This window comes from Methyloradius palustris, from assembly GCF_019703875.1.
Classification (GTDB): Bacteria; Pseudomonadota; Gammaproteobacteria; order Burkholderiales; family Methylophilaceae; genus Methyloradius; species Methyloradius palustris.
Map to the genome: position 1 here is coordinate 717,684 of NZ_AP024110.1, position 20,600 is coordinate 738,283.

Below are 20,600 nucleotides of genomic sequence, written 5' to 3' on the forward strand. Positions count from 1 at the left end.
TATGTTGCTTACGCCATTGCATGTAGCTGGTTGGAAACAAGCTTAAGATCAGCCGTTATTTTTTTATAATCAGGGCAGAGTTTTTCCACAATCGCCCAAAATCTTGGGCTGTGGTTCATTTCTTTCAGATGCGCCAGTTCGTGCGCAACTACATAATGAATGATCAATGGATGTGCCTGTATCAGGCGCCAATTCAGGCGTATCTCACCACGTGAATTGCAGCTACCCCAACGGCTACGGGCGCTGGAGAGCATGACGGGTGGCATTTCTACTCCCAGTTTCTGGGCTAACAGAGCAGTGCGCCGCGTAAAGTCAGCCAAGGCTTGCTGCTTATACCATTGCACCACTTTCCGCCTGATGACATCACTATCATCGGGAGTACGTAAGCGCACATCCAATGTTGCACCATCAAACTCAATGGCCCGATTTTTAGCATCGGCGGCAAGATATAGCGATATCGGGTTGCCAAGCAATAATAATTTTTGGCCGTTTTCCCAAGCAATCTCTGGCAGGGTTTTAGCTTCTTGCTCAGCAAGTTTTTGCTGTATCCACGGCGTTTTGGATTGCAGCAAAGCATTTAGCTCGTGCAGGGTGATGCGTGGTGGTGCTGAGACAATCAGGCCGTCACTGCTGATTCGCAGGCCTATGCTACGGCGTCTGCTAGTGCGCTTTAAGGTGTAGGCAATCGTGCTGCCATCTTCTAGCAAAATGGCATTGGTGGTCATAGTTGGGGAAGTCTCAGCATTTCTTGCTCAATCCATGACTCTACTTGCTGATTGAGTGCATCAGGTTTTAAGCCTGTTGTCGCGATTGGCTTGCCTATACTCAATGTAATCAAGCCTGGTTTTTTGACAAACGCATTCTTGCCCCAGAATTCGCCTGCATTGTGCGCAACGGGCGTTACTTGTGTTTGGGTATGGGTAGCAAGCCAAGCGCCGCCGATATGATATTTGCCTTTTTCACCGGGGGATACACGCGTGCCTTCAGGGAATATCACCACAAAGAAGCCTTTTTTTAGGCGGTCTTTACCTTGTGACACCATCTGTTTCAATGCTTCACGCCCAGCGCTGCGCTGAATCGCAATGGGTGAAGTCATTGCTAAACCCCAGCCAAAGAAAGGCAGCCAGAGCAGCTCGCGCTTAAGCACCCAAACTTGTGGTGGAAATATCTGTTGTAGCGCCAGTGTTTCCCAAGCGGACTGATGCTTGCATAAGATGATGCTGGGTTCTGTGGGGATATTTTCTCGACCAATGACGCGGTAGCGAATGCCGCAGGTAACTCGCAGCCACCAAAGCATAGAGAGCGCCCATCCACTAATGATACGGTAGCGCGTGATCGGGGGAAGCGGGAAAGTCAGGATGGCAATACAGGCAAAGATGGGTGTGACTATCCACATGCCTAGCGTAAATAAAAAAGACCGTAGCCACAGCATATTCAGGTGCTTAGTCCTCTTCCGCAATGATCCGTTGCGCAGCTTCTGCCAAGTTAGCACAGACCCAAGTGTTATCTGGCAAACCACCAGCCGCAAGTGTAGTTTCGCCTTTGCCAGTCAGCACCAATATCGGCTGTGCACCTCGCGCTACGCTTGCTTGAAGATCACGCAGCGAATCGCCCACGCTCGGTACGCCTTTGATATCAACACCAAAACGCCGTGCGATTTCATCCACCATGCCAGATTTAGGCTTGCGGCATTCGCATTTAGCCTCAGCCGCATGCGGGCAATAGAACAACGCATCAATACGCCCGCCGACTTGCACCAATGCACGATACATCTTGTCGTGGATACTGTTGAGCGCAGCCATGTCAAACAGACCTCGACCAATGCCCGATTGATTGGTCGCCAGTGCTATGCGGTACCCATGTTGGTTCAGCAATGCAATCGCTTCCAAGCTGCCTGGAATAGGAATCCATTCATCAGGCGTCTTGATGAACTGGCTGCTATCTTTGTTGATCACACCATCACGGTCGAGGATAACGAGTTTCATGGGTTTCCTAGATGTTCCAACTGCTAGCTTGCCAACTTGGATAGGTCGGCAACGCGGTTCATGGCTTCGTGTAACTGCTTGAGTAAAGCAAGACGATTAGCTTTGATGGCGGGGTCATCTGAGTTCACCATTACATCGTCAAAGAAAGAATCTACAGGATCTTTTAATGTAGCTAATGATTGTAATGAGGCGGCGTAATCCCCTTCTTCAAACGCTGCATCAGCTTTTAGTTTTACGCTAACTAATGCTTGATTCAACCTAATTTCAGCGGCTTCTTTTAATAGAGAGTTACTAATATTAACCTCAATTAAAATTTCTGCTTTTTTCAGTATATTGCTTACGCGTTTATTTGCTGATGCTAAAGAGCTTGCCTCCGGCAGTTCAGCAAATGCTCTTACAGCGTCTAGTCGTTTCGGAATATCGCCTAGGTATGGTGGTTTTAGTGTCAGCACGGCATCAACCTCTTGTGCGGTATAACCTTTTTCTCTGAAAGAGATAGCTAATCTGTCATAAATAAACACCCCTAATTCACTAGGGCTTGGTAGCTCAGCAATTACTACTGCTTCGACTATTAATGAAATTATATCTAGAGGTAAGTTCTTTTCAACTAAGATGCGGATTACACCTAAAGCATGTCGTCTTAGTGCAAACGGATCTTTATCTCCTGTTGGAGTATTCCCAATTCCAAACATTCCTATGAGAGTTTCCAATTTGTCAGCTAAGGCAACACAAATCCCAACTTCATTTCTTGGCAATTCATCGCCTGAAAATCGTGGCTTATAGTGGTCTTCAATAGCATAAGCAATATCGTCAGATATATTCTCATATTGGGCGTAGTAGCGGCCCATAATGCCTTGCAGTTCTGGAAATTCACCTACCATATCGGTTAACAAATCAACTTTTGCTAATTGAGCGGCTTTGTCAGCTTTACCAGCTAAGAGGTCTCCACCAAGTTTCTGTCCGATAGCTTTTGCAATGGTACGTACTCGCTCAGTTCTTTCACCTTGAGTACCTAATTTGTTGTGATAAACCACTTTATCAAGTCCAGCCACACGTGATTCCAGCGTCTTTTTCCTATCTTGGTCAAAGAAGAATTTAGCATCCGCTAAGCGTGGTCGTACCACACGTTCATTACCGCCAATGACAGCACTTGGATCCGCTGGGCTGATATTGGAAACGATTAAGAATTTATTGGTGAGCTTGTTGTTGGTATCCAGCAACGGAAAGTATTTCTGGTTAGCCTTCATGGTCAGAATCAGACATTCCTGTGGTACTTCCAGATATACGGCTTCAAACTGTCCGAGTAATACATTCGGGCGTTCTACTAGGGCGGTTACTTCGTCCAGCAGGGCCTCATCGTCAATCGGTTTCAGGTTTTCTTTTGCGGCTGCTGCATTCAGTTGGCGCACAATTTCGTCGCGGCGCTCGTCAAAACTGGCAATCACTGCGCCTTCGGTCTTGAGTTGCTCGCTGTAGCTGTCGGCATCTTTCAGCGTTATGGTTTCTACTTTAGCTTCAAAGCGGTGGCCGTGAGTCGTATTGCCTGCCTGTAGGCCGAGTATATTGATTGCGACTACATCGCTACCATGCAGCGCTACCAAGCCATGTGCGGGGCGCACGAAATTGACGTTGCTCCAGCCATCAGCGAGTTGATAGGTCATGACTTTGGGGATAGGTAGTTTTGCTAATGTTTCATCTAGTGCTTTTTGCAGGCCTTCAGACAGTTGCGCGCCGGTTTGCACGATATCCAGAAACAATGATTCGGCCTTGCCATCGTTTTCACGTTTCAGCTTGGGGAGCGCAGATTCGTCAGTGCCCAATGCCGCAAGCCTTTTCAGAAGGGCGGGGGTGGCATTGCCAGCAGCATCAAAACCTACTGTTACTGGCATTAGCTTTTGCGAGAGCGCTTTATCAGCAGCCTGTGCAGGCACTTGCGTAATATGTGCAGCCAAGCGGCGCGGTGAGGCATAGGCGGTGACTTTAGAGTCATCCGCAGTCAGGCCTTGGGATTTAAGTGTTTCAAATAGTACGGAAGAAAAGGCTTCACCCAGTTTCCTCAATGCTTTCGGAGGTAGTTCTTCTACGAATAATTCGACTAATAGGTTCTTGGTACTCATACTGCGGCCTTCTTTTCAATCTGTGCCAATACTTCATCTGCCCAGGCTTTAGGTGCCATGGGGAAGCCAAGTCGGGCGCGGCTGTCCAAATAGCTGGCAGCTACTGACCTTGCCATGTTGCGGATGCGGCCTATGTAAGCGGCTCGCTCGGTAACCGAAATTGCGCCGCGAGCATCCAGCAGGTTGAAGGTGTGGGCTGCTTTCAATACTTGTTCATAAGCGGGTAGTGCCAATTTCTGTTCCATCAGGTACAGGGCTTCTTTCTCATGGCTGCCAAAAGCGCCGAGCAGGAATTCAACATCGCTATGCTCGAAATTATAGGCCGATTGTTCTTTTTCATTTTGCAGGAAGACATCGCCGTATTTCACCACGCTATTTTTATGCGATGAGTAGGTGAGGTCATAGACGTTATCCACACCTTGCAGATACATGGCCAGACGTTCCAGACCATAGGTGATTTCGCCTGTGATTGGCTTGCAATCAATGCCGCCAACTTGCTGGAAGTAGGTAAATTGGGTGACTTCCATACCGTTTAGCCAGACTTCCCAGCCCAGACCCCAAGCGCCTAGTGTTGGGTTTTCCCAGTCGTCTTCCACAAAGCGGATATCGTTCTGCTTAAGGTCAAAGCCCAAGGCTTCCAGAGAACCCAGATATAGCTCGAGAATATTGGCTGGCGCTGGTTTCAATACAACCTGAAATTGATAGTAATGCTGCAAGCGATTGGGGTTTTCACCATAGCGACCATCCTTTGGACGGCGGCTAGGTTGCACGTAGGCAGCTTTCCAGGGTTCTGGGCCGATGGCGCGCAGGAATGTGGCTGTATGTGAAGTGCCGGCACCGACTTCCATGTCGTATGGTTGAAGCAGCGTGCAGCCTTGTTTATCCCAATATTGTTGCAGGGTGAGAATGATTTGTTGAAATGTCAGCATGCTACCTCGGTAAACCTACTATTCAGCTTATCTGCTTGCCTTGATTTTTGTATTGCAAGCGATTGCGTTGGAATGTACAAAGGGCTTGATTTTACTTCTTTTTACGACCCCACAAAAGGGCAACCGACAGGAATAAAACGATTAAAGTCGGCCAGTTGCCGAATCGCACATAAGGCGTGGTGCCGATATAGCCTTGGGCTTGGCCTTGCAGTGTGCCGGTGGTGAAATGGGGTAGGGTTGCAACAATGCTGCCATCGCGGTTAATAATAGCTGTTGCACCTGTATTCGTGGCCCGCAACATCATGCGGCCAGTCTCCATTGCGCGCATTTGTGACATCTGCAAATGCTGGTAAGAGGCCAGCGATTGGCCATACCAGGCGTCATTGCTGGCATTCACTAGTAATGTGGCTGCTGGTAGCTGATGGATGATTTCTTCGCCAAATACATCTTCGTAGCAAATATCCACGGCGATTTTTTGCCCAGCGATATTCATTGGCTGCGGGTGACTGTCTCCGCGCGATAAATCGGTGAGCGGAATATTCAGCCAGTCACGGTATATCCAGCCAAAAACCTGTTTTAAGGGAATGAACTCGCCAAAAGGCACTAGGTGAAACTTGCGGTAACTTTGCGTTTGCTCTGAACCATAACTCAGCATGCTGTTGTAATACTGCTCGTTTTCATACTCAACAGCACCGATGAGCATGTCACCCTGATTATTCTGAGCATGGGTCTTTAGTAACTCAAGATAGTTGGGCGGTACTTCGTTGATGAGCATGGGGAGAGCAGTTTCAGGCATCACGATCAGTTTTGCACTAGATTGTGTGGCTAGTGAATAATACTGGTCTAGCGTACGCTGAACTTGAGCAGCATCCCATTTGATGTCTTGCGCGATGTTGCCTTGCAGCAGGGCCACGCTGATGGGCTCGCCGCTGGGTTGAGTCCACGGCACTAATTTGAGCAAACCACCGCTCACCCATAATACGAGCAATGCCAGCGCGGCTTTTTTGCGGGTGTTTTTATTAAGTAGTATTAATAAGAGGCTGGCAGATAGAGCCGTAACCAGCGATAAGCCGTAAGCACCAACGATAGGCGCAAAGCCAGCCAAGGGGCTGTGGGGCACTTGTGAGTAGCCTACATTAAGCCAAGGGAAACCAGTAAATATCCAGCTACGAACCCATTCAGCCAATATCCAGAATATAGGGGCGGCGATCAGCACATGCTTCGTTTTCTTACTGAGCCAACCACCTATTGTGGGAAATAAGGCGAGAAAAGCACAAAAAGTGAAGGTGGCAAAACCAGCCATCCAGAATGGCATGCCACCAAAGTCATGCAGGCTTACGTAAATCCAGGAGACACCCGTGCAAAAGAATCCGAGGCTAAAGCTATAGGTGACTAAGGCCGCTTGTTTGGGTGAGCTGGTTTTGTTAATTAAGTAAAAAAGGCCAGCGAGCGCCAATGGCGTAATAGGAAAAAGGTAAAACGGCGCGTAGCCAGCAATTGAGATACAACCTAGTAACAGCGCGATAAAGCAGCTCAGGGACAGCGCGCTATTGTTTGATTTTAAAAAAGGTAGTTGCAAAAATATCTCCATAGCCAGTATAAATAGGCCAACAGTCTTTGCGCATTATAGCGATTGCGATAAGCTTGCTGTGTTTCAGATTGATGTTCGATTAATTTTGGAGGAGTTATGTTTAAAGAATTTAAAGCGTTTGCCATGCGCGGCAATGTAGTGGATATGGCTGTGGGTATTATCATCGGTGCCTCATTCGGCACGATTGTGAAGTCATTAGTGGATGACATCATCATGCCTCCAATCGGTATGGTGCTAGGTAATGTGGATTTTAGTAACCTGTTTATTGTGCTGAAAGAAAGCGCAACCGTTGCAGGCCCTTATGCTTCAGTCGCCGCTGCCAAGGCTGCTGGCGCTGTTACCTTGAATTACGGCCTGTTCGTGAATTCATTAGTGAGTTTCACGATTGTTGCTTTCGCGGTATTCATGTTGATTCGCACCATTCAGCGATTGAAAATTGATGCAGGCCCAGCACCAGCAACTCCGGAAGATGTGCTCTTGTTGCGTGAGATTCGTGATTCACTAAAAAAATAACTGCTCATGCTCATTAGTTTGACCAAATAAAAAAGGCGGTTAATCCGCCTTTTTTATTTTTAGCTAAACACCCTGTTAGATTTGTGGGGTGAATGCTGGCAATGCTGGTTCGGCTTGTGGCTCAATCGGCACAGATTTAGACGTTGGCTGGTCAGTACCATCATGGTTCATGAAGACCACCATCACAACTTTGTCATCTATAAAATCAAGCTCCGTGGTTTCGTAGGTTTTGCCTTCTGGTGTTGTGTTGATGTTGTGATATTGCCAAATTGAGGCAACCACTTTGCCAGCATCTTCAATATCATCTTTCTTCGCTGGCTCACCAAATTGCGCAACAATCTTGGCTTTCTCAACGCCTGCGGTCATGGCATCAACAAATTCTTTTTCTACGGTGGGGATTTTGCTGCTAGAAGAAGGTTCGCTGGCATCGGCAATCGCAGTGCCAGACAACGCAATAAATAAGGCTAGTAATAACGGTTTCATAAGCTGCACTCCCCAATCAAATAAGTTGATGTAAACAAATCTATAATTGAGAGTAAGGCATTTAGGAATAGTTCCAGAGGCCTTGCCCTATGCTACTTCATCCATTATATGCGCTTAATCTTCAGGGGTGGAAATGTCTTCATCAGGCACTTCAACCAGCATGGAATGTAAGCGCCTGCTATCGGCGCGGAGCACGCTGAATTTGAGTTTATCTATACTAATCTCTTCGCCACGTTTGGGCAGGTGGCCAAATTTATTGACGACCAAGCCGCCAATGGTGGAAAACTCTTCATCGCTGAATTCAGTATTCAGAGCTTCATTGAAGTCGGCAATCTCAGTCAGTGCTTTGACGCGGTAGCGGCCTTGATCGTCACGAATGATATTGTCTTCAGTTTCATCAAAGTCATATTCGTCTTCAATATCGCCCACAATCTGTTCCAGCACGTCTTCAATCGTCAACATGCCAGCGACACCGCCATATTCGTCTACCACGATGGCAATATGGTTGCGGTTATTACGAAAATCCTTGAGCAGCACATTCAAACGTTTTGATTCTGGGATAAATACGGCAGGGCGCAACATGTCGCGCACTTCAAACTCTTCGCCTGCGTAATAGCGCAGTAAATCTTTGGCAAGCAATATGCCGATGACGTGGTTCTTGTCATCATCAATCACAGGGAAACGCGAGTGTGCTGTTTCGATCACAAAAGGGATGAATTTTTCTGGTGGGTCGGTAATGTCGATCACGTCCATTTGTGAACGCGGAATCATCACGTCACGCACTTGCAACTCGGAGACTTGTAGCACGCCTTCTATCATTGCCAGCGCATCTGCATCCAGTAGGTTTTTTTCAAATGAGCTGTGTAGTAGCTCGATGAGTTGTTCGCGATCTTCTGGCTCTCGCAGCAGGAAGTGGCTCAGGCGTTCTAGCCAGGGGGATTTTTCGGCTTCAGCCATTTCAGGTGTTCTCGCTCAGGCTATTGTCAGCCAAATAAGGGTCAGGATAGCCAAGTTTCATGACAATTTCAGTTTCTATACTTTCCATTAGTTCGGCTTGGGCGTCTATTTCGTGGTCGTACCCGTGCAGGTGTAATACCCCATGCACAGTCAAATGCGCAAAATGCGCCTTCAGTGCTTTATTCTGGCTGGCGGCTTCTGATGCCACTACTGGCGCGCAAATGACAATATCGCCGATTAAATGCGGTTCTTCGGACAGTGGAAAAGTGAGCACATTGGTCGCGTAATCTTTGCCGCGATAAGCTTTATTCAATTCGCGGCCTTCTGCTTCATCGACAATGCGTATTGTCGCCTCTGTATCCACACGGATTGTAGCTTTCACCCATTTTTTAAAATCAGCTTCACTTGGGATTTGTGATGTAACGCTTATATTTTGTACGGTTAAGTTTAGTTGCGGCATTTATGACTCAATATCTAAACTGAGATACCAGTTATCGCGAATTTTGATGTTTTTTGTACTGCAACAGTTTGTATTTCGGTCTTCGGGAATATTGCCGTCATCACGTTTATTGATAGCCGCGCCCCAGCCACCCATCATAGTCCCCGATCGGTAAACTAATATGTGAACCCCAGCATTAGCCATCTCTTGTGGACAATAAGTAACTCGTTCCGAGCCAGTTTTTTCAAAAAGTGTCACGTATTCTCTATAACGGGAACTGGTCATACCTACCTTATTCAAAACTTCGGAAAGCGTTTGTTTTGTTTCTTGCAATTGGGTACTAGACCAGTCACCTGCCGCCGAGGAATACCAGTAACTTCCAATATTATCGCTTCCTACTACTGTGCATCCATAGGATGGTGTAAGTGATTTGAATTCCTTCGCATCATTTTTAATCATATCTGCAAGCGCTTCATACGCTAGAGGTGCGCTTAAATATTTGGCCATTTGCTCTTCGCCTTTTGGCGGAGACCCGCAAGATACCAAAATCATGAAAGCGGGGAATAGGGCTAAAACCCTTGATGCAAATTTAGACGCGGCCATTATCGTGCGGTTGCGCATGCTTTTCAGCATCGTACTGTTCATATGCATTGATGATTTTTTGCACTAATGGATGACGTACAACGTCGGCAGAAAGGAAGTGTGTAAAGGCAATTCCACGCACATCTTTCAATATTTTTTGCGCCTCAATCAGGCCACTTTTTTGGCCGCGACCCAAGTCAATTTGCGTCACATCACCCGTGATCACTGCCTTGGTGCCAAAGCCGATGCGCGTGAGAAACATCTTCATCTGTTCAGGCGTGGTATTTTGTGCTTCGTCCAGAATGATAAAACTCTGGTTCAGTGTGCGGCCACGCATATAAGCCAACGGGGCAACTTCAATCGCGCCGCGTTCAAACATCTTGTTTACAGTGTCGTAGCCAGCCAGATCATAAAGCGCATCGTAGAGTGGACGCAGGTATGGGTCTACCTTTTGCGATAAATCACCAGGGAGAAATCCAAGTCGTTCACCAGCTTCAACCGCGGGGCGCACAAGCACAATTTTTTTGACCAGATCACGTGTCAATGCATCTACCGCGCTGGCAACAGCTAGATAAGTTTTGCCTGTACCTGCAGGCCCAATGCCAAAGGTAATGTCAAAATCCTGTACTTGTTGCAGATAGCTTACTTGGCGCGGAGTGCGTCCATGCAAATCCTGGCGGCGTGTCATTAGCACAGGCATGCTGGTGCTGATGATTTCATCGGGGTTGAGTTTATCCAGTTCCACTAGGCCTAGTTGAACTTCTTCCAGACTGATCGGTTTTTTCGAGCGTGCGTAGAAGCTTTCCAGTAACTGGGAGGCAAGCCGCATGTTTTGCGTATCACCAGATAGGCGGAAATGCGCACCACGTCGAGCAATACCTACATCCAGCGCATCTTCGATCTGCTTCAGGTTTTCATCCAGCGCACCGCAGAGATTCGCTAGGCGATTGTTATCTGCAGGTTTTAAGGTGATTTCCATAAGCTTTATTCAGCCAATGTGCCGCGCAGGCTGTGGCTGCGGGCTTCAGTAATGCTGACGTTTGCAAATTGGCCGATCAGTTTTTGATCACCAGCGAAATAGACAATGCGGTTATTCTCGGTGCGGCCAGCCAGCTCGTTGGCATCCTTGCTTGATACATGTTGCACTAGTACCCGCTGGGTGCTGCCTATCATGGACTCGCTGATTTTTTTGACTTGTGCTTCGTTAGCCCCTTGCAGGCGATTGAGTCGCGCTAGCTTGACCTCATCTGGCGTGTCGTCAGATAAGTACGAAGCCGGCGTGCCAGGGCGAGGGCTGTATAAAAAGCTGTAGCTCAAATCAAACCCAACATCCTCAACCAGTTTCATCGTAGCCTCAAAATCAGCATCAGTTTCGCCAGGAAAGCCTACGATAAAATCAGATGTGATGGAAATGTCTGGCCTGACTGCACGCAGTTTGCGTATGGTTGATTTGTATTGCAGCACCGTGTAATTGCGCTTCATGGCCATGAGTACACGATCAGAGCCGGCTTGTACTGGCAGATGCAGATGCGACACCAGCTTGGGCGTATGCGCAAAGCAATCAATCAGTGCTGCGCTCATTTCATTCGGATGCGATGTAGTGAAGCGGATGCGCTCAATAGCCTCAATTTCAGCAATATATTCAATCAGCAATGCCAAGTCAGCTTCGTCGCCATCTGGCGTTTCACTTCGATAGGCGTTTACATTCTGGCCGAGTAGTGTGATTTCCTTCACGCCTTGAGCAGCCAGTTGAGCGGCTTCGATTAATATATCCTGGAACGGCCGTGAAACCTCATCGCCACGGGTATAAGGCACCACGCAGAACGTACAATATTTGCTGCAACCTTCCATGATGGAAAGAAATGCCGCTGCACCTTCAACACGTGGTGGTGGCAGGTGGTCAAACTTCTCCACTTCAGGAAAACTGATATCTACTTGTGAAATGCCAGTGGATTGTTTGGTCTTGATCATCTCTGGCAGGCGATGAAGAGTCTGTGGCCCAAAGACGACATCCACATAAGGGGCACGAGCGATAATGTTCGCGCCTTCCTGGCTAGCGACACAGCCACCTACGCCGATGACCAAGCCAGGTTTGTTCTGCTTTAATGGAATAAAACGGCCAAGGTGGCTAAACACTTTTTCTTGCGCTTTTTCGCGCACCGAGCAGGTATTGAGCAGTATCACATCTGCATCTTCCACGTTCTCGGTAGTCTCCATACCATCGGTGGCATGCAGCATATCCATCATGCGGGAGGAGTCATACTCATTCATCTGGCAGCCAAAAGTCTTGATAAAGACTTTCTTGGGTGCTGTTTTGCCGGTACCTAACTTGACAACTAAATCGTCGATTTTATGATCAGTGCTCATGGCTAGATTAAAGCCATGAAGTGAGGGCGCAGATGGATGTTTAGATTAGGGCAGTGCGGGTAAGGGTGCAAAATATCTTTTAAAACAGAATGCTAAGTATCAATTGTAGCTTAGCTGCATGTAATTGCCAATTGTCCTTGCTTGGCTGTGACGTTAGGCAGCTGATTCTGTGTATTGAATCAAGCTCCAGTTTTTCTCATAAAAGCATACCTAAAAAGTATATTCGGTACATAAGTTAAAACAATCAAAGCCGCTGCGAGTAAGAGGAATAGCCAGCGTACGGAATAAGCCGTGACAAAACTGGCGGCTGGCTTCTGCTGTTGGACGTAGTTGTAGAAATCAGGCTTATCAGCACCTTCTATGTATTGACCGCCAATCTCAGTTGCCAATGACTTGAGATATTCGTCATCCAGTTGCGATAGATAGCGATCATATTCGGCATAGGCAACGACAGGGTCTGGGTCGTCTTTGCTGGTATCGCTATAAGTCACGCCTACTGCGCCAGCAGAGTTTTCCTTGGCGTCGGATGACCAGTAACCTACCCATTTGTCATTCGAGTTATAGCGTGGAATTGGTACAGGCTCATGACCGCCGATGCCGACAAAAGTGACGTTCTTGCCGATTTGCACCCCGCTTAAGTCGAGCTTGTTGATGGCATTGACCTTGGGTGCTTCATCACCATCGGTGAAGAACAGTAATTGCGCTGGTGCATTCAAGGAATCGAATACCGTACTGGCGGCCTTTACGCCAAAACTTAAACGGCTATTGCCGCGCCAGCCCATACGCCATTCTAAGTGGTCGATGGAATCATTGATAACATCATAATTAGCACAGACTTCCAGTGGCATGAATAGCAAAGCGACATCTTCGGCTGCGAAGACGCCGAGGCTGATATAGGTGCCACAGGGGGAAGTCTCCACGATTTTCTTCATCAACTGACGGGTATAGGCCATGCGGCTGACATTCTGTTTATTTATTCGCACATCTTCCGCATTCATACTCTGCGAAACATCAGCCAGCAACAGGTAGTTATGCACTTCCTGACGAAGCTGTATCTGCGGTTTGAAGATCGCCAACAATAACAGCAATACTGCGCCTAAGTAGAGCGCTGCTTCGTAGTTATCCTGCAGGAAAGCCAATACTTTTTTCATGGCAGGCCTACTGGAATATTGCTGAGCTCCATGCCAGATTGTTCTTTCTTGGCATTGACCATATTTTCTGGCAGTAATGAAAGTAGCAGGCTGAGATTAAACTTTGCCAATCGCGAATCTGGATTAAGGCGTAACGCTTGCTGGTAGGCCACTTTGGCCTGTGAAAAATCGTAACGCGCTTCATCTTTCAGTGTGCCGTCATCATTAATACGGCGATTAAGGCCAGACTGAAAGAGATTATTGCCGATATTGAACTGAATCTTGGCTTGGTCACTCTGTGATAGGCCGGTTTCCAGTAACTGGCTATAAGTCTGTACCGCGTGCTTGAAATCTTCGTGCAGACCTAACTGGTAAGCCGCAGTAAACTTCTGCTGCATAGGGTAAGCGTCACCACTGATCAGTTGGCCTTGTTGCAATGCATGATTGATACCTTCGATTTTTCGCAATTGATAAGCTTCATAAGCTGATCCAGTGATGCCGATAGCCAGCAGCAGTGCCAATACTATATTTTTCTGTTTTATGCGGCTTCCCATGAATGCACCCTTAGATTTTTGATGATTAATATGAATATGCTGCAGAGCAATGCGAACACAATCAGGTCGCGTGAATAGTCATGACCGGGGATGGCCACGCTGTACTGAATCAGGTTCTTTTCGCGTGCATCAATGTCCTGAATCGCAGATTGTAAGGCAGTTGGATTATCAGCCTCGTAAGCCTTGTACTTGATCTTCAGCGATTTAAAAAACAGGTCAAGCTCAACCGCGGCTGGAGCCATGCCTTCGGCGTATTCGTTCTTGGAGAAAATGCTGACATCGTCCGGTTCGCGCAGCACAATCCAGTAAAGGTTGAGGTGTTTCTTGGTCAGTTCTTCCTGGATTCTGACTTTGACTCTGGGGCTCAATTTGCCGGCGCCATCTGATAGCAAAATGATTGCCCTTGAGCCCGAGCTCTGGATATTATCGAACAGCACCACTGCTTCGGTAATGCCAGCGCCAATATTGGTCTGGTTGATACCAGAACTGGTGGCAGCATTGATGGCCGAATGGATAGCATCGCGATTCGGCGTAATCTTGATGCCATAAAGCGCCGAGTTGGTGAAAGCCACTACCCCCATCATGTCATCCGGGCGGGAATCGATGAATTTTGTAATCAGGCGTCTTGCTGCGGCCGACTTGATTTCAGCGGCACGCCCACTGGTGCTGTCGCCAGCGAATGGGTGATCCATACTGACGCTACGGTCTATCACCATCACCGTCTGTGCGCCTTTGCCGACTTTCATTACATTTTGGTCGGGTCCATGAGGTGCGGCTATGGCGAATACGATACTAGCCAGCAGTAAAGATGTGATGATCTTGATGGCAAGGTTGAAACGATCAGAGAACACATCTTCAGGAATCATCTCATTCCATGAATACATCTGCCCCTGATGGCTTTTGAGCCAGAACGGTATATAGGCGATAGGCAGCAATAAAAGCGCCCAAGGGTTAATAAAGCTCATCAGACGCCTCGCTCACAATCTCTTAATTGCTTGCTGAAGGTAAGTAGCTGCTGCAGATACGAGGCCTGGTCATTTTTCTGCTCAGTGAATAGGGATTTATTCGAGCTGTCGAAAAAGGCTTCTATGTCTTTTTTTAGGCTGGCATATTGCGGATGTTTGGCGATGAAGCGATCAATATCTGTCGAGAACAGGCTCGCACCATAGACTTTGTTGAATGCCTCATGCAGATGCAACAGCGCATTTTTCGAATTGGCTTTGGTTTTCGTGGCACGCTTGAGTTGGCGATAAGCCTGAGCAAACGCACCGCCCATATAAGGCAGCCAGCGTTTATCAGCATTGATATAAACAAGCCCGACCGCCGCTATCAACAGGCAGGCTACAAACAGTGCAAACCTGGTCTGGTGTTGGTTTGCATCAACCAGCGTTGGCTTTTGCTGCGGCTGTAGATTCTGTTTGGCAATATCAATTGTGCCTGCTACCAATGGTGCAAACCAGAAGCGCCATACGGGAAGGTTAATTGAGAGGGCGGCACTGCCCCCGCTAAAGGCAAAGCTTTCTATTGGTAGTTGCATGGCGGTTGGCGCTGTTGAGTGAGCAAACACCTGATAAGTCAGATCTATTTTGTATAGGGTTTTATCGCCGCTTTTACTATTGCTCACCTTGATCTCTGCTAGCTCAATACCATTGTTATTGCTGCCCTTCGTGGGTAGTGAGTTAGGCGAAAGCTGGTAAGGCTGACTGGCAACAAGCTCAATCTGCCTGTGTAATATGTCGCCGATATGGATACCTATTGAATGTGAAGGATTGCTGATTTTAAGCGTGCTAATAGGAGATTCTTCCTGTGCTTGCAAGCTGGTATTCAGCAGGCTGAGGCCAGTAAGAATAAAGAGTTTAATCATCAAGTTTTTCATAGGCTCATGTATTGCTCAAAATAGTGGGTCATAGTTTCTGGCTTGAATTCAGCATTCAGATAAAGCGCAGGACTGTCGAATTTTAGGAATAAATGTTCCAGTGCTTGCTTTCTGGCTTCAAAAGCGGCGATGAATTTGGCGCGGATTGATTCGCGGAAAAAAATACTACGGTTAAGGCCAGTTTCTGGGTCAACCAGGTTGCCGAAGCCGAACTTGGGTAACCTCGCATATTCCTTTTCATCCCAAAGAACGACTGGAACGATCTGGTGCTGCGACATCATATTCATTGCCTGCTCAATCAGCGCCAGTGGCATGTGGAAATCAGATACCCAGAACACCAATCCTTTGCTTTGGCTGAGGTATTGCGGTACTTGTAAAATACCCTCAGCGCCGATATTCATTTTCTTATGAGATTCGAGCGCAGCGATAATCTCAAATGCCTGATGCACATGCAGGCTCAAGGGCAGGGTCAGGTCTTCCAATACATGTTGATCGTAAGCAATAAAGCTGAAGACATCGCCAGCTTCATAAGCGGATGATGCAATGGATGCTGCCACCTGCATTACGGTATTCAGCTTGCGCTGCTGGCCGCTGAACTGCATGGAACTGGATAAATCGCAAACCGCAAATATTGGCGTAGTGTTGTCCTGATTGAACAGCTTGACCTGTACCTGCTCATAAGGATCAGTAAGCGTCTGCCGCAAGTCCATGCGGCGTGCATCGGGATAATCCACCAGAGGCACATTGCCGCGATATTCATAGCCTAATCCACGTTGCGTCCCTCTGTGGTCTCCAAAGTGGTAGCTATTGGATTTCCAGGGAATCTGGTAAGTGAACGGCTTGGCGTATGAGGGAAACATGGGAATTAATGCTTCGCCGGAACAGCCACGGTACTCAAGATTTGCGTGGTTAATTCACGTGCCAGTGCGGTTCTGCGGTTCTCGTACATCGAGTTAAATACCAGGCGATGAGCGATGATTTCGTGGAATACGGCGTGGATGTCTTCAGGGTAGAGATTCTCGCGATTCATCAACCAGGCATGCACACGGGCGGCTTTCAGCAACATGCCCATGCCGCGTGGGCTTGCGCCAGCTTGAATCAGGCGTTCGATATCAACACTGTCCAGCTTGATGCCGAACTTGGCTGGGTTCTGCGTGGCTTCCCATAAATCCAGCGCATATTCCTCTACCGTGTCGGTGGATTTGATATGGCTTTGCAAGAGGTCGGAGAAGGCATTGAGCTGGTCAAATTGAAGCACATTGGATTGCACTTGTTTAGTCAGCGCCTCGGCATGCTGGAACTTGGTATTGAACATTAGCGATTTTCTCAGCTCGCGGTCGGCTGGAATATCAATGCCGATTTCCATCATGAAGCGGTCGCGGGCGGCTGATGGAATCTCAAACGTTTCATTCTTTTCAACCTGGTTTCTATCGGCGAACACCACCATGTGCGGCAGGCGATATTCTTTCTTAAACGCATGCAGGCTGCGTTCTGCCATCACTCGCAGCATGAGTGCATGCACTTGCGGACGTGCGCGATTGATTTCGTTGAAAAAGAATACTGAGAGATTTTCACCAGCGCGTAGCAGCGGGCCTTCATCAATCTGCGGACGACCATCTGGGCCTAGAAAGGTGTGGTAAACCAGATCATTGGGCATCAAGTCAACAGTGCCTTCAATCCGCTCATAAGCACCGCCAATGCCGCGGGCTATCGATTGTAGCAGCGTGGTTTTACCAACCCCAACACCGCCTTCAAGCAACACATGGCCGCGGGCAAAGATGGCAATATTCATCAGGTGTATGGCTTTATCTTGGCCTACAATCACTTTCTTGACTTCGTTTTCCAGCGTCAGTACATGGGCGCGCCAGTCAGCTAGTTGAACATCGGTAGTTGCAATATCCATATCATTCCCTAACTAGAGTAACGTTTAAATTGAACCGAAATTAAAGCCAGTGTCGTGATTTAATTTCAGATTGAAGTCTGCAATTGATTACGGTAATATGCAGACAGGTCTGTTCATTTATTTTTAGTGTACTTGAATAATTCCTGAGCGTGCAAGCAAATTTTTATAACAATTGTGTGATGACTCAAAACAATAAGATTAATCGAGATGACTACAGACTTAGCTAGCTGGTTACAATCCAATGAAAAAATCCTGCAGCAAGGAGCTACGCCCCAAGCACGTCTGCTGGCGCTTTCCAGCCTGCTTAGCGATTGGAATAAACAGCGACAAAACGGCAGTGTTGCTGTCTCAGAAATAAAAGAGCTATCGATTGACGATGTGAATATCCTTAAGGAAATCATACACAGTGAGGTGGAAATTACATTGGGAAAAAATCCCGATGTAATTTCGGATCAAATCCTTTTTTTATTCATCGGTGCAATCCAGATGCAAACGCAAGCTCACTCAGATGATGCCTGGAAGCTAGTGCATCAATCGATACATAATTTTTTAGCGCCAGAGAAAAAATCTCCTGTTTTGTGGCTGGCTGCGGCTTCAATGCTGCTGGTAGTTGCTATCAGCGGTTTCTTGTTCTTTAAGCCAAAGCCCAATGATGTGGGGATGGTCGCAGCACTGAATAATTCGTCAGAATCAGCCAGCATAGGCTTGGCTGGGCCAGCTACCTTGAGTGTGTTATTGACTATCTATAACACGATGAAAGATGGTAGTTGTCAGTTGCCACAAGTCGCAATGCTGCCAATTGAGCAACGCGAAGCGTATCTTGCATTTATCAATGACGGCACGGTTGATGTAAGCAATGTTGAAAACCTGAAGCTGGCGCTGAGCCACGTACATTGTCTATACCCACAAAAATTGATGTACGCACCACTATGAGTTTGTAGTCATCGAGAACATGAGGAGATACACATGAACATGCGTGAAAAAATACTTTTTACTGCCACCAACTTATTTGAATCCAGGGGGATCAATGCCTCTGGCGTTGACACTATCATTGCTGAATCTGGCATTGCCAAGGCTACGCTGTACAAATATTTCCCTAGTAAAAACCTGTTGATTACGGCTTATCTCAGGGGTAAATCAGATCGATTTTATGAATGGCTGAATTCTAATTTAAGTTTTAAAAGAGCGAACTCGACTGATGTGTTGATTGAACTTTGCGAGTTGGTGGAACAATGGATTCTGACACCAGAATTTCACGGCCTGCCTTTTCACATCGCATCAGTTGAGTTTCCTGATCCTCAACATCCAATCAATCAATATTCAGCCGAGCTATCATTGGAGCTGCAAAACTATCTGTCACAGATGGCGAAAGAGGCGGGTATTAAAGAGCCGGAAACTCTGGGTCAACAGCTCACTATTATTTTTGAAGGCGCAGCGCTGGTAGAACGCTTAAGCCCTGGCATCGGTGCCGCTAAAAGGGCGAAAAGCGCTGCCGTAATGCTGATTAACGCCTCTGCAAAAAAGAAGAAATAGGATAACCTTTCAGTCTTTAATCGCTGCGTTTTAAGGTGGAGCGCAGAACTATTGCTGATGCTTTGCCAAATCCATAGCTTGTCGTAATCAGGCTGGCGAACAGGTAAATCTGAAATGCCAGCGGTGGCGGAACATTTGGGCTATCCAGCACAGGGAAAATCGCCATCAGCAGAAATAGGCTGGAGTTAGTAAAAGCGCCAGTGACCATCGTCCAGCGTACAGTCCACGGCAGTGGTACTTTTGCTGCATAAAAGCCCAGTATAAGAGCGCTCATCAGCAGAAAGTCGATATGTGCCTGCAATAAACGGGTGAATTTCCCAGCAAATATCAGCTTCAACGGTGTCACGCCGAAATTGATGCCCACCATGCACCAAGCAAGTAACAGCGCCATCAGTATCCATAAACTGGCACCGCGAATCAGCACAATATTACCTGCGTGTCTTGAGTCCTGCATAGTTTCATCCTCAAAATCATTATTTAGTTATGCGGTTATTATGTTCAGTAGTCATTTTTAAATAAATGCACAAAACGGAACATAAACTTGACTGAAACGGAGGTCGTGCTATTTACAACAAGGAGAATCCTCTTGAGAATCCATAAATAAAGGCATAACAAGGTGCACAATGAATCGCTCAATGCTGACAGCCAATATCCCAGAGCCGATTAAACCACTCAGGCTATCTACGGAAAACGTGGCAGCCCCGTATCGCCATGAATGGTTGCATGAAGTCATAGGCAAGCAATACGCAAATGTGCTGATTACGCCACCCAGCAATGGCGGCTTGCTGAATGAAATGACTATCTATCCTTGGGGAAACCTGCAGGTCTCCGTTATTCGCTCTAGTGGCATCACCATTGAACGGTTGTCGCATACTTCACCACTTAGCAGCCAAGATGCTTACTTTGCCGTCATCTTGCTTGATGGTGCTTATCAGCTGGAGCAAGGCGGTCGAGAGGTATTTCTGCAGCCTGGCGACATGACCATCTACGATGCCACCCGTCCGCACCGCATCTATTGCCCACAGAGTTTCAGCAAGCTGATTGTTTCTATCCCCCGTACTACCTTGAGGAATCGGCTGGCAGGAGTGGAAAGTTGCACCGCAATGCGCATCCCTGGCAATGCAGGTCTTGGTGAAGTAGCCAGTAGTTTTGTCCGTTCAGTTGCCACCAATATTGAACAATTCGCTATACCTGATTTGACTGCACTTTCAGCGCAGTCACTGGATCTAATCACCAGGGCAATAACATCCGTGCGACCGAGCAATTACCAGTTATCGCGCAGCCGTTCCACCTCGTTAACCAGCATCAAGGCGTATGTCGAGCTCAAGCTTTCTGACTCCAGTTTAAGTGCAGAAGCAATAGCGCATGGCGTTGGCTTGTCTTCACGCTATATCAATGAGTTGTTCAAAGACGAAGATACTTCGCTGATGCGCTATATCTGGCAACGACGGGCCGAACACTGCCGAAAGGAGCTTCAGGGAAGTAATTTGGCTGGCCAGCGTATATCGGATATTGCTTATCGCTGGGGGTTTAACGATATTTCGCATTTCAGCCGTTTTTTCAAACAACAGTTTGGCTGTTCTCCAAGAGAATATCGCGGACACAATCAGTAGCATCCTGCTACGCCATACAGAGTTAAAA

Annotated in this window: 23 protein-coding genes; 4 read left to right on the plus strand and 19 right to left on the minus strand. The window is 47.4% G+C overall.

From position 1 onward, the window contains the following. Positions 1-8: 8 nt before the first annotated feature. The 6 genes from ZMTM_RS03505 to lnt form a co-directional block, all read right to left on the minus strand. On the minus strand, positions 9-725 hold the full coding sequence (locus ZMTM_RS03505; protein ID WP_221764945.1) for a M48 family metallopeptidase: 717 nt from the start codon (positions 723-725) through the stop codon (positions 9-11). After that, positions 722-1,432: a lysophospholipid acyltransferase family protein gene (locus ZMTM_RS03510; protein ID WP_221764946.1), complete on the minus strand. Its 711-nt coding sequence runs from the start codon at positions 1,430-1,432 to the stop codon at positions 722-724. Before ZMTM_RS03510 ends, ZMTM_RS03505 begins: the two co-directional genes overlap by 4 nt. 10 nt (positions 1,433-1,442) lie before the next feature. Continuing rightward, positions 1,443-1,985, minus strand: a complete 543-nt coding sequence (gmhB, locus tag ZMTM_RS03515) for a D-glycero-beta-D-manno-heptose 1,7-bisphosphate 7-phosphatase (protein WP_221764947.1) — start codon at positions 1,983-1,985, stop codon at positions 1,443-1,445. A gap of 23 nt (positions 1,986-2,008) precedes the next feature. Beyond that, on the minus strand, positions 2,009-4,102 hold the full coding sequence (gene glyS / locus ZMTM_RS03520; protein ID WP_221764948.1) for a glycine--tRNA ligase subunit beta: 2,094 nt from the start codon (positions 4,100-4,102) through the stop codon (positions 2,009-2,011). Further along, on the minus strand, positions 4,099-5,031 hold the full coding sequence (gene glyQ, locus ZMTM_RS03525; protein ID WP_221764949.1) for a glycine--tRNA ligase subunit alpha: 933 nt from the start codon (positions 5,029-5,031) through the stop codon (positions 4,099-4,101). The genes glyS and glyQ overlap by 4 nt, the downstream gene beginning before the upstream one ends. A gap of 91 nt (positions 5,032-5,122) precedes the next feature. After that, positions 5,123-6,610: an apolipoprotein N-acyltransferase gene (gene lnt, locus ZMTM_RS03530; protein ID WP_318840529.1), complete on the minus strand. Its 1,488-nt coding sequence runs from the start codon at positions 6,608-6,610 to the stop codon at positions 5,123-5,125. Positions 6,611-6,718: 108 nt separating this feature from the next. Between lnt and mscL the strand changes: the two genes are divergently transcribed. Further along, positions 6,719-7,135, plus strand: a complete 417-nt coding sequence (mscL, locus tag ZMTM_RS03535) for a large conductance mechanosensitive channel protein MscL (RefSeq protein ID WP_221764951.1) — start codon at positions 6,719-6,721, stop codon at positions 7,133-7,135. Between the two features lie 75 nt (positions 7,136-7,210). Here mscL and ZMTM_RS03540 read toward each other — a convergent pair whose 3' ends face one another. The 12 genes from ZMTM_RS03540 to ZMTM_RS03595 form a co-directional block, all read right to left on the minus strand. Continuing rightward, the gene (locus tag ZMTM_RS03540) at positions 7,211-7,618 is read right to left on the minus strand and encodes a hypothetical protein (protein ID WP_225907079.1); all 408 of its coding nucleotides are present in this window, start codon (positions 7,616-7,618) and stop codon (positions 7,211-7,213) included. 114 nt (positions 7,619-7,732) lie between these two features. After that, positions 7,733-8,575 carry an HlyC/CorC family transporter gene (locus ZMTM_RS03545; protein ID WP_221764952.1) on the minus strand — a complete coding sequence of 281 codons (843 nt, stop codon included), beginning with the start codon at positions 8,573-8,575 and terminating at the stop codon, positions 7,733-7,735. 1 nt (position 8,576) lies between these two features. Then, a complete protein-coding gene (gene ybeY / locus ZMTM_RS03550; protein WP_221764953.1) occupies positions 8,577-9,035 on the minus strand; it encodes an rRNA maturation RNase YbeY in 459 nt (152 codons plus the stop codon). Beyond that, positions 9,036-9,521 (minus strand): hypothetical protein, encoded by a 486-nt coding sequence (locus ZMTM_RS03555; RefSeq protein ID WP_221764954.1) that lies wholly within the window; start codon positions 9,519-9,521, stop codon positions 9,036-9,038. Positions 9,522-9,603: 82 nt separating this feature from the next. Then, positions 9,604-10,575, minus strand: a complete 972-nt coding sequence (locus ZMTM_RS03560) for a PhoH family protein (protein ID WP_221764955.1) — start codon at positions 10,573-10,575, stop codon at positions 9,604-9,606. Between the two features lie 5 nt (positions 10,576-10,580). Further along, a complete protein-coding gene (gene miaB / locus ZMTM_RS03565) occupies positions 10,581-11,963 on the minus strand; it encodes a tRNA (N6-isopentenyl adenosine(37)-C2)-methylthiotransferase MiaB (RefSeq protein ID WP_221764956.1) in 1,383 nt (460 codons plus the stop codon). A 179-nt stretch (positions 11,964-12,142) separates the two neighbouring features. After that, complete coding sequence (locus ZMTM_RS03570; RefSeq protein ID WP_221764957.1) at positions 12,143-13,114, minus strand: vWA domain-containing protein; 972 nt, start codon at positions 13,112-13,114, stop codon at positions 12,143-12,145. Beyond that, positions 13,111-13,647, minus strand: a complete 537-nt coding sequence (locus ZMTM_RS03575) for a hypothetical protein (RefSeq protein ID WP_221764958.1) — start codon at positions 13,645-13,647, stop codon at positions 13,111-13,113. Before ZMTM_RS03575 ends, ZMTM_RS03570 begins: the two co-directional genes overlap by 4 nt. Continuing rightward, positions 13,632-14,612, minus strand: coding sequence for a vWA domain-containing protein (locus ZMTM_RS03580; RefSeq protein ID WP_221764959.1), 981 nt, complete (start codon positions 14,610-14,612; stop codon positions 13,632-13,634). The genes ZMTM_RS03575 and ZMTM_RS03580 overlap by 16 nt, the downstream gene beginning before the upstream one ends. After that, positions 14,612-15,511 carry a nonribosomal peptide synthetase MxaA gene (locus ZMTM_RS03585; protein ID WP_221764960.1) on the minus strand — a complete coding sequence of 300 codons (900 nt, stop codon included), beginning with the start codon at positions 15,509-15,511 and terminating at the stop codon, positions 14,612-14,614. The genes ZMTM_RS03580 and ZMTM_RS03585 overlap by 1 nt, the downstream gene beginning before the upstream one ends. A gap of 8 nt (positions 15,512-15,519) precedes the next feature. After that, complete coding sequence (locus tag ZMTM_RS03590; RefSeq protein WP_221764961.1) at positions 15,520-16,383, minus strand: DUF58 domain-containing protein; 864 nt, start codon at positions 16,381-16,383, stop codon at positions 15,520-15,522. A 5-nt stretch (positions 16,384-16,388) separates the two neighbouring features. Further along, positions 16,389-17,426, minus strand: coding sequence for an AAA family ATPase (locus ZMTM_RS03595; RefSeq protein ID WP_221764962.1), 1,038 nt, complete (start codon positions 17,424-17,426; stop codon positions 16,389-16,391). Positions 17,427-17,633: 207 nt separating this feature from the next. On the opposite strand from ZMTM_RS03595, the gene ZMTM_RS03600 reads away from it, so the two are divergent. Next, positions 17,634-18,359: a hypothetical protein gene (locus ZMTM_RS03600; RefSeq protein WP_221764963.1), complete on the plus strand. Its 726-nt coding sequence runs from the start codon at positions 17,634-17,636 to the stop codon at positions 18,357-18,359. A gap of 33 nt (positions 18,360-18,392) precedes the next feature. Further along, on the plus strand, positions 18,393-18,959 hold the full coding sequence (locus ZMTM_RS03605; protein WP_221764964.1) for a TetR/AcrR family transcriptional regulator: 567 nt from the start codon (positions 18,393-18,395) through the stop codon (positions 18,957-18,959). Between the two features lie 16 nt (positions 18,960-18,975). Here the strand turns inward: ZMTM_RS03605 and ZMTM_RS03610 are convergent, their stop codons facing one another. Beyond that, positions 18,976-19,413: a hypothetical protein gene (locus tag ZMTM_RS03610; protein WP_221764965.1), complete on the minus strand. Its 438-nt coding sequence runs from the start codon at positions 19,411-19,413 to the stop codon at positions 18,976-18,978. A gap of 169 nt (positions 19,414-19,582) precedes the next feature. Between ZMTM_RS03610 and ZMTM_RS03615 the strand changes: the two genes are divergently transcribed. Continuing rightward, positions 19,583-20,572, plus strand: a complete 990-nt coding sequence (locus ZMTM_RS03615; RefSeq protein WP_225907080.1) for an AraC-like ligand-binding domain-containing protein — start codon at positions 19,583-19,585, stop codon at positions 20,570-20,572. Positions 20,573-20,600 lie beyond the last annotated feature (28 nt).

Excerpts from the sequence above, each read along its gene's own strand:
- ZMTM_RS03595 (WP_221764962.1), bottom strand. The coding sequence starts at position 17,426 with ATGGATATTGCAACTACCGATGTTCAACTAGCTGACTGGCGCGCCCAT.
- ZMTM_RS03610 (WP_221764965.1), bottom strand. The coding sequence starts at position 19,413 with ATGCAGGACTCAAGACACGCAGGTAATATTGTGCTGATTCGCGGTGCC.
- mscL (WP_221764951.1), top strand. The coding sequence starts at position 6,719 with ATGTTTAAAGAATTTAAAGCGTTTGCCATGCGCGGCAATGTAGTGGAT.
- ZMTM_RS03585 (WP_221764960.1), bottom strand. The coding sequence starts at position 15,511 with ATGATTAAACTCTTTATTCTTACTGGCCTCAGCCTGCTGAATACCAGC.
- ZMTM_RS03600 (WP_221764963.1), top strand. The coding sequence starts at position 17,634 with ATGACTACAGACTTAGCTAGCTGGTTACAATCCAATGAAAAAATCCTG.
- ZMTM_RS03560 (WP_221764955.1), bottom strand. The coding sequence starts at position 10,575 with ATGGAAATCACCTTAAAACCTGCAGATAACAATCGCCTAGCGAATCTC.
- glyS (WP_221764948.1), bottom strand. The coding sequence starts at position 4,102 with ATGAGTACCAAGAACCTATTAGTCGAATTATTCGTAGAAGAACTACCT.
- ZMTM_RS03615 (WP_225907080.1), top strand. The coding sequence starts at position 19,583 with ATGAATCGCTCAATGCTGACAGCCAATATCCCAGAGCCGATTAAACCA.
- ZMTM_RS03555 (WP_221764954.1), bottom strand. The coding sequence starts at position 9,521 with ATGGCCAAATATTTAAGCGCACCTCTAGCGTATGAAGCGCTTGCAGAT.
- ybeY (WP_221764953.1), bottom strand. The coding sequence starts at position 9,035 with ATGCCGCAACTAAACTTAACCGTACAAAATATAAGCGTTACATCACAA.
- glyQ (WP_221764949.1), bottom strand. The coding sequence starts at position 5,031 with ATGCTGACATTTCAACAAATCATTCTCACCCTGCAACAATATTGGGAT.
- gmhB (WP_221764947.1), bottom strand. The coding sequence starts at position 1,985 with ATGAAACTCGTTATCCTCGACCGTGATGGTGTGATCAACAAAGATAGC.
- ZMTM_RS03570 (WP_221764957.1), bottom strand. The coding sequence starts at position 13,114 with ATGAAAAAAGTATTGGCTTTCCTGCAGGATAACTACGAAGCAGCGCTC.
- ZMTM_RS03540 (WP_225907079.1), bottom strand. The coding sequence starts at position 7,618 with ATGAAACCGTTATTACTAGCCTTATTTATTGCGTTGTCTGGCACTGCG.
- ZMTM_RS03505 (WP_221764945.1), bottom strand. The coding sequence starts at position 725 with ATGACCACCAATGCCATTTTGCTAGAAGATGGCAGCACGATTGCCTAC.
- ZMTM_RS03590 (WP_221764961.1), bottom strand. The coding sequence starts at position 16,383 with ATGTTTCCCTCATACGCCAAGCCGTTCACTTACCAGATTCCCTGGAAA.
- ZMTM_RS03605 (WP_221764964.1), top strand. The coding sequence starts at position 18,393 with ATGAACATGCGTGAAAAAATACTTTTTACTGCCACCAACTTATTTGAA.
- ZMTM_RS03545 (WP_221764952.1), bottom strand. The coding sequence starts at position 8,575 with ATGGCTGAAGCCGAAAAATCCCCCTGGCTAGAACGCCTGAGCCACTTC.
- miaB (WP_221764956.1), bottom strand. The coding sequence starts at position 11,963 with ATGAGCACTGATCATAAAATCGACGATTTAGTTGTCAAGTTAGGTACC.
- ZMTM_RS03575 (WP_221764958.1), bottom strand. The coding sequence starts at position 13,647 with ATGGGAAGCCGCATAAAACAGAAAAATATAGTATTGGCACTGCTGCTG.
- ZMTM_RS03580 (WP_221764959.1), bottom strand. The coding sequence starts at position 14,612 with ATGAGCTTTATTAACCCTTGGGCGCTTTTATTGCTGCCTATCGCCTAT.
- ZMTM_RS03510 (WP_221764946.1), bottom strand. The coding sequence starts at position 1,432 with ATGCTGTGGCTACGGTCTTTTTTATTTACGCTAGGCATGTGGATAGTC.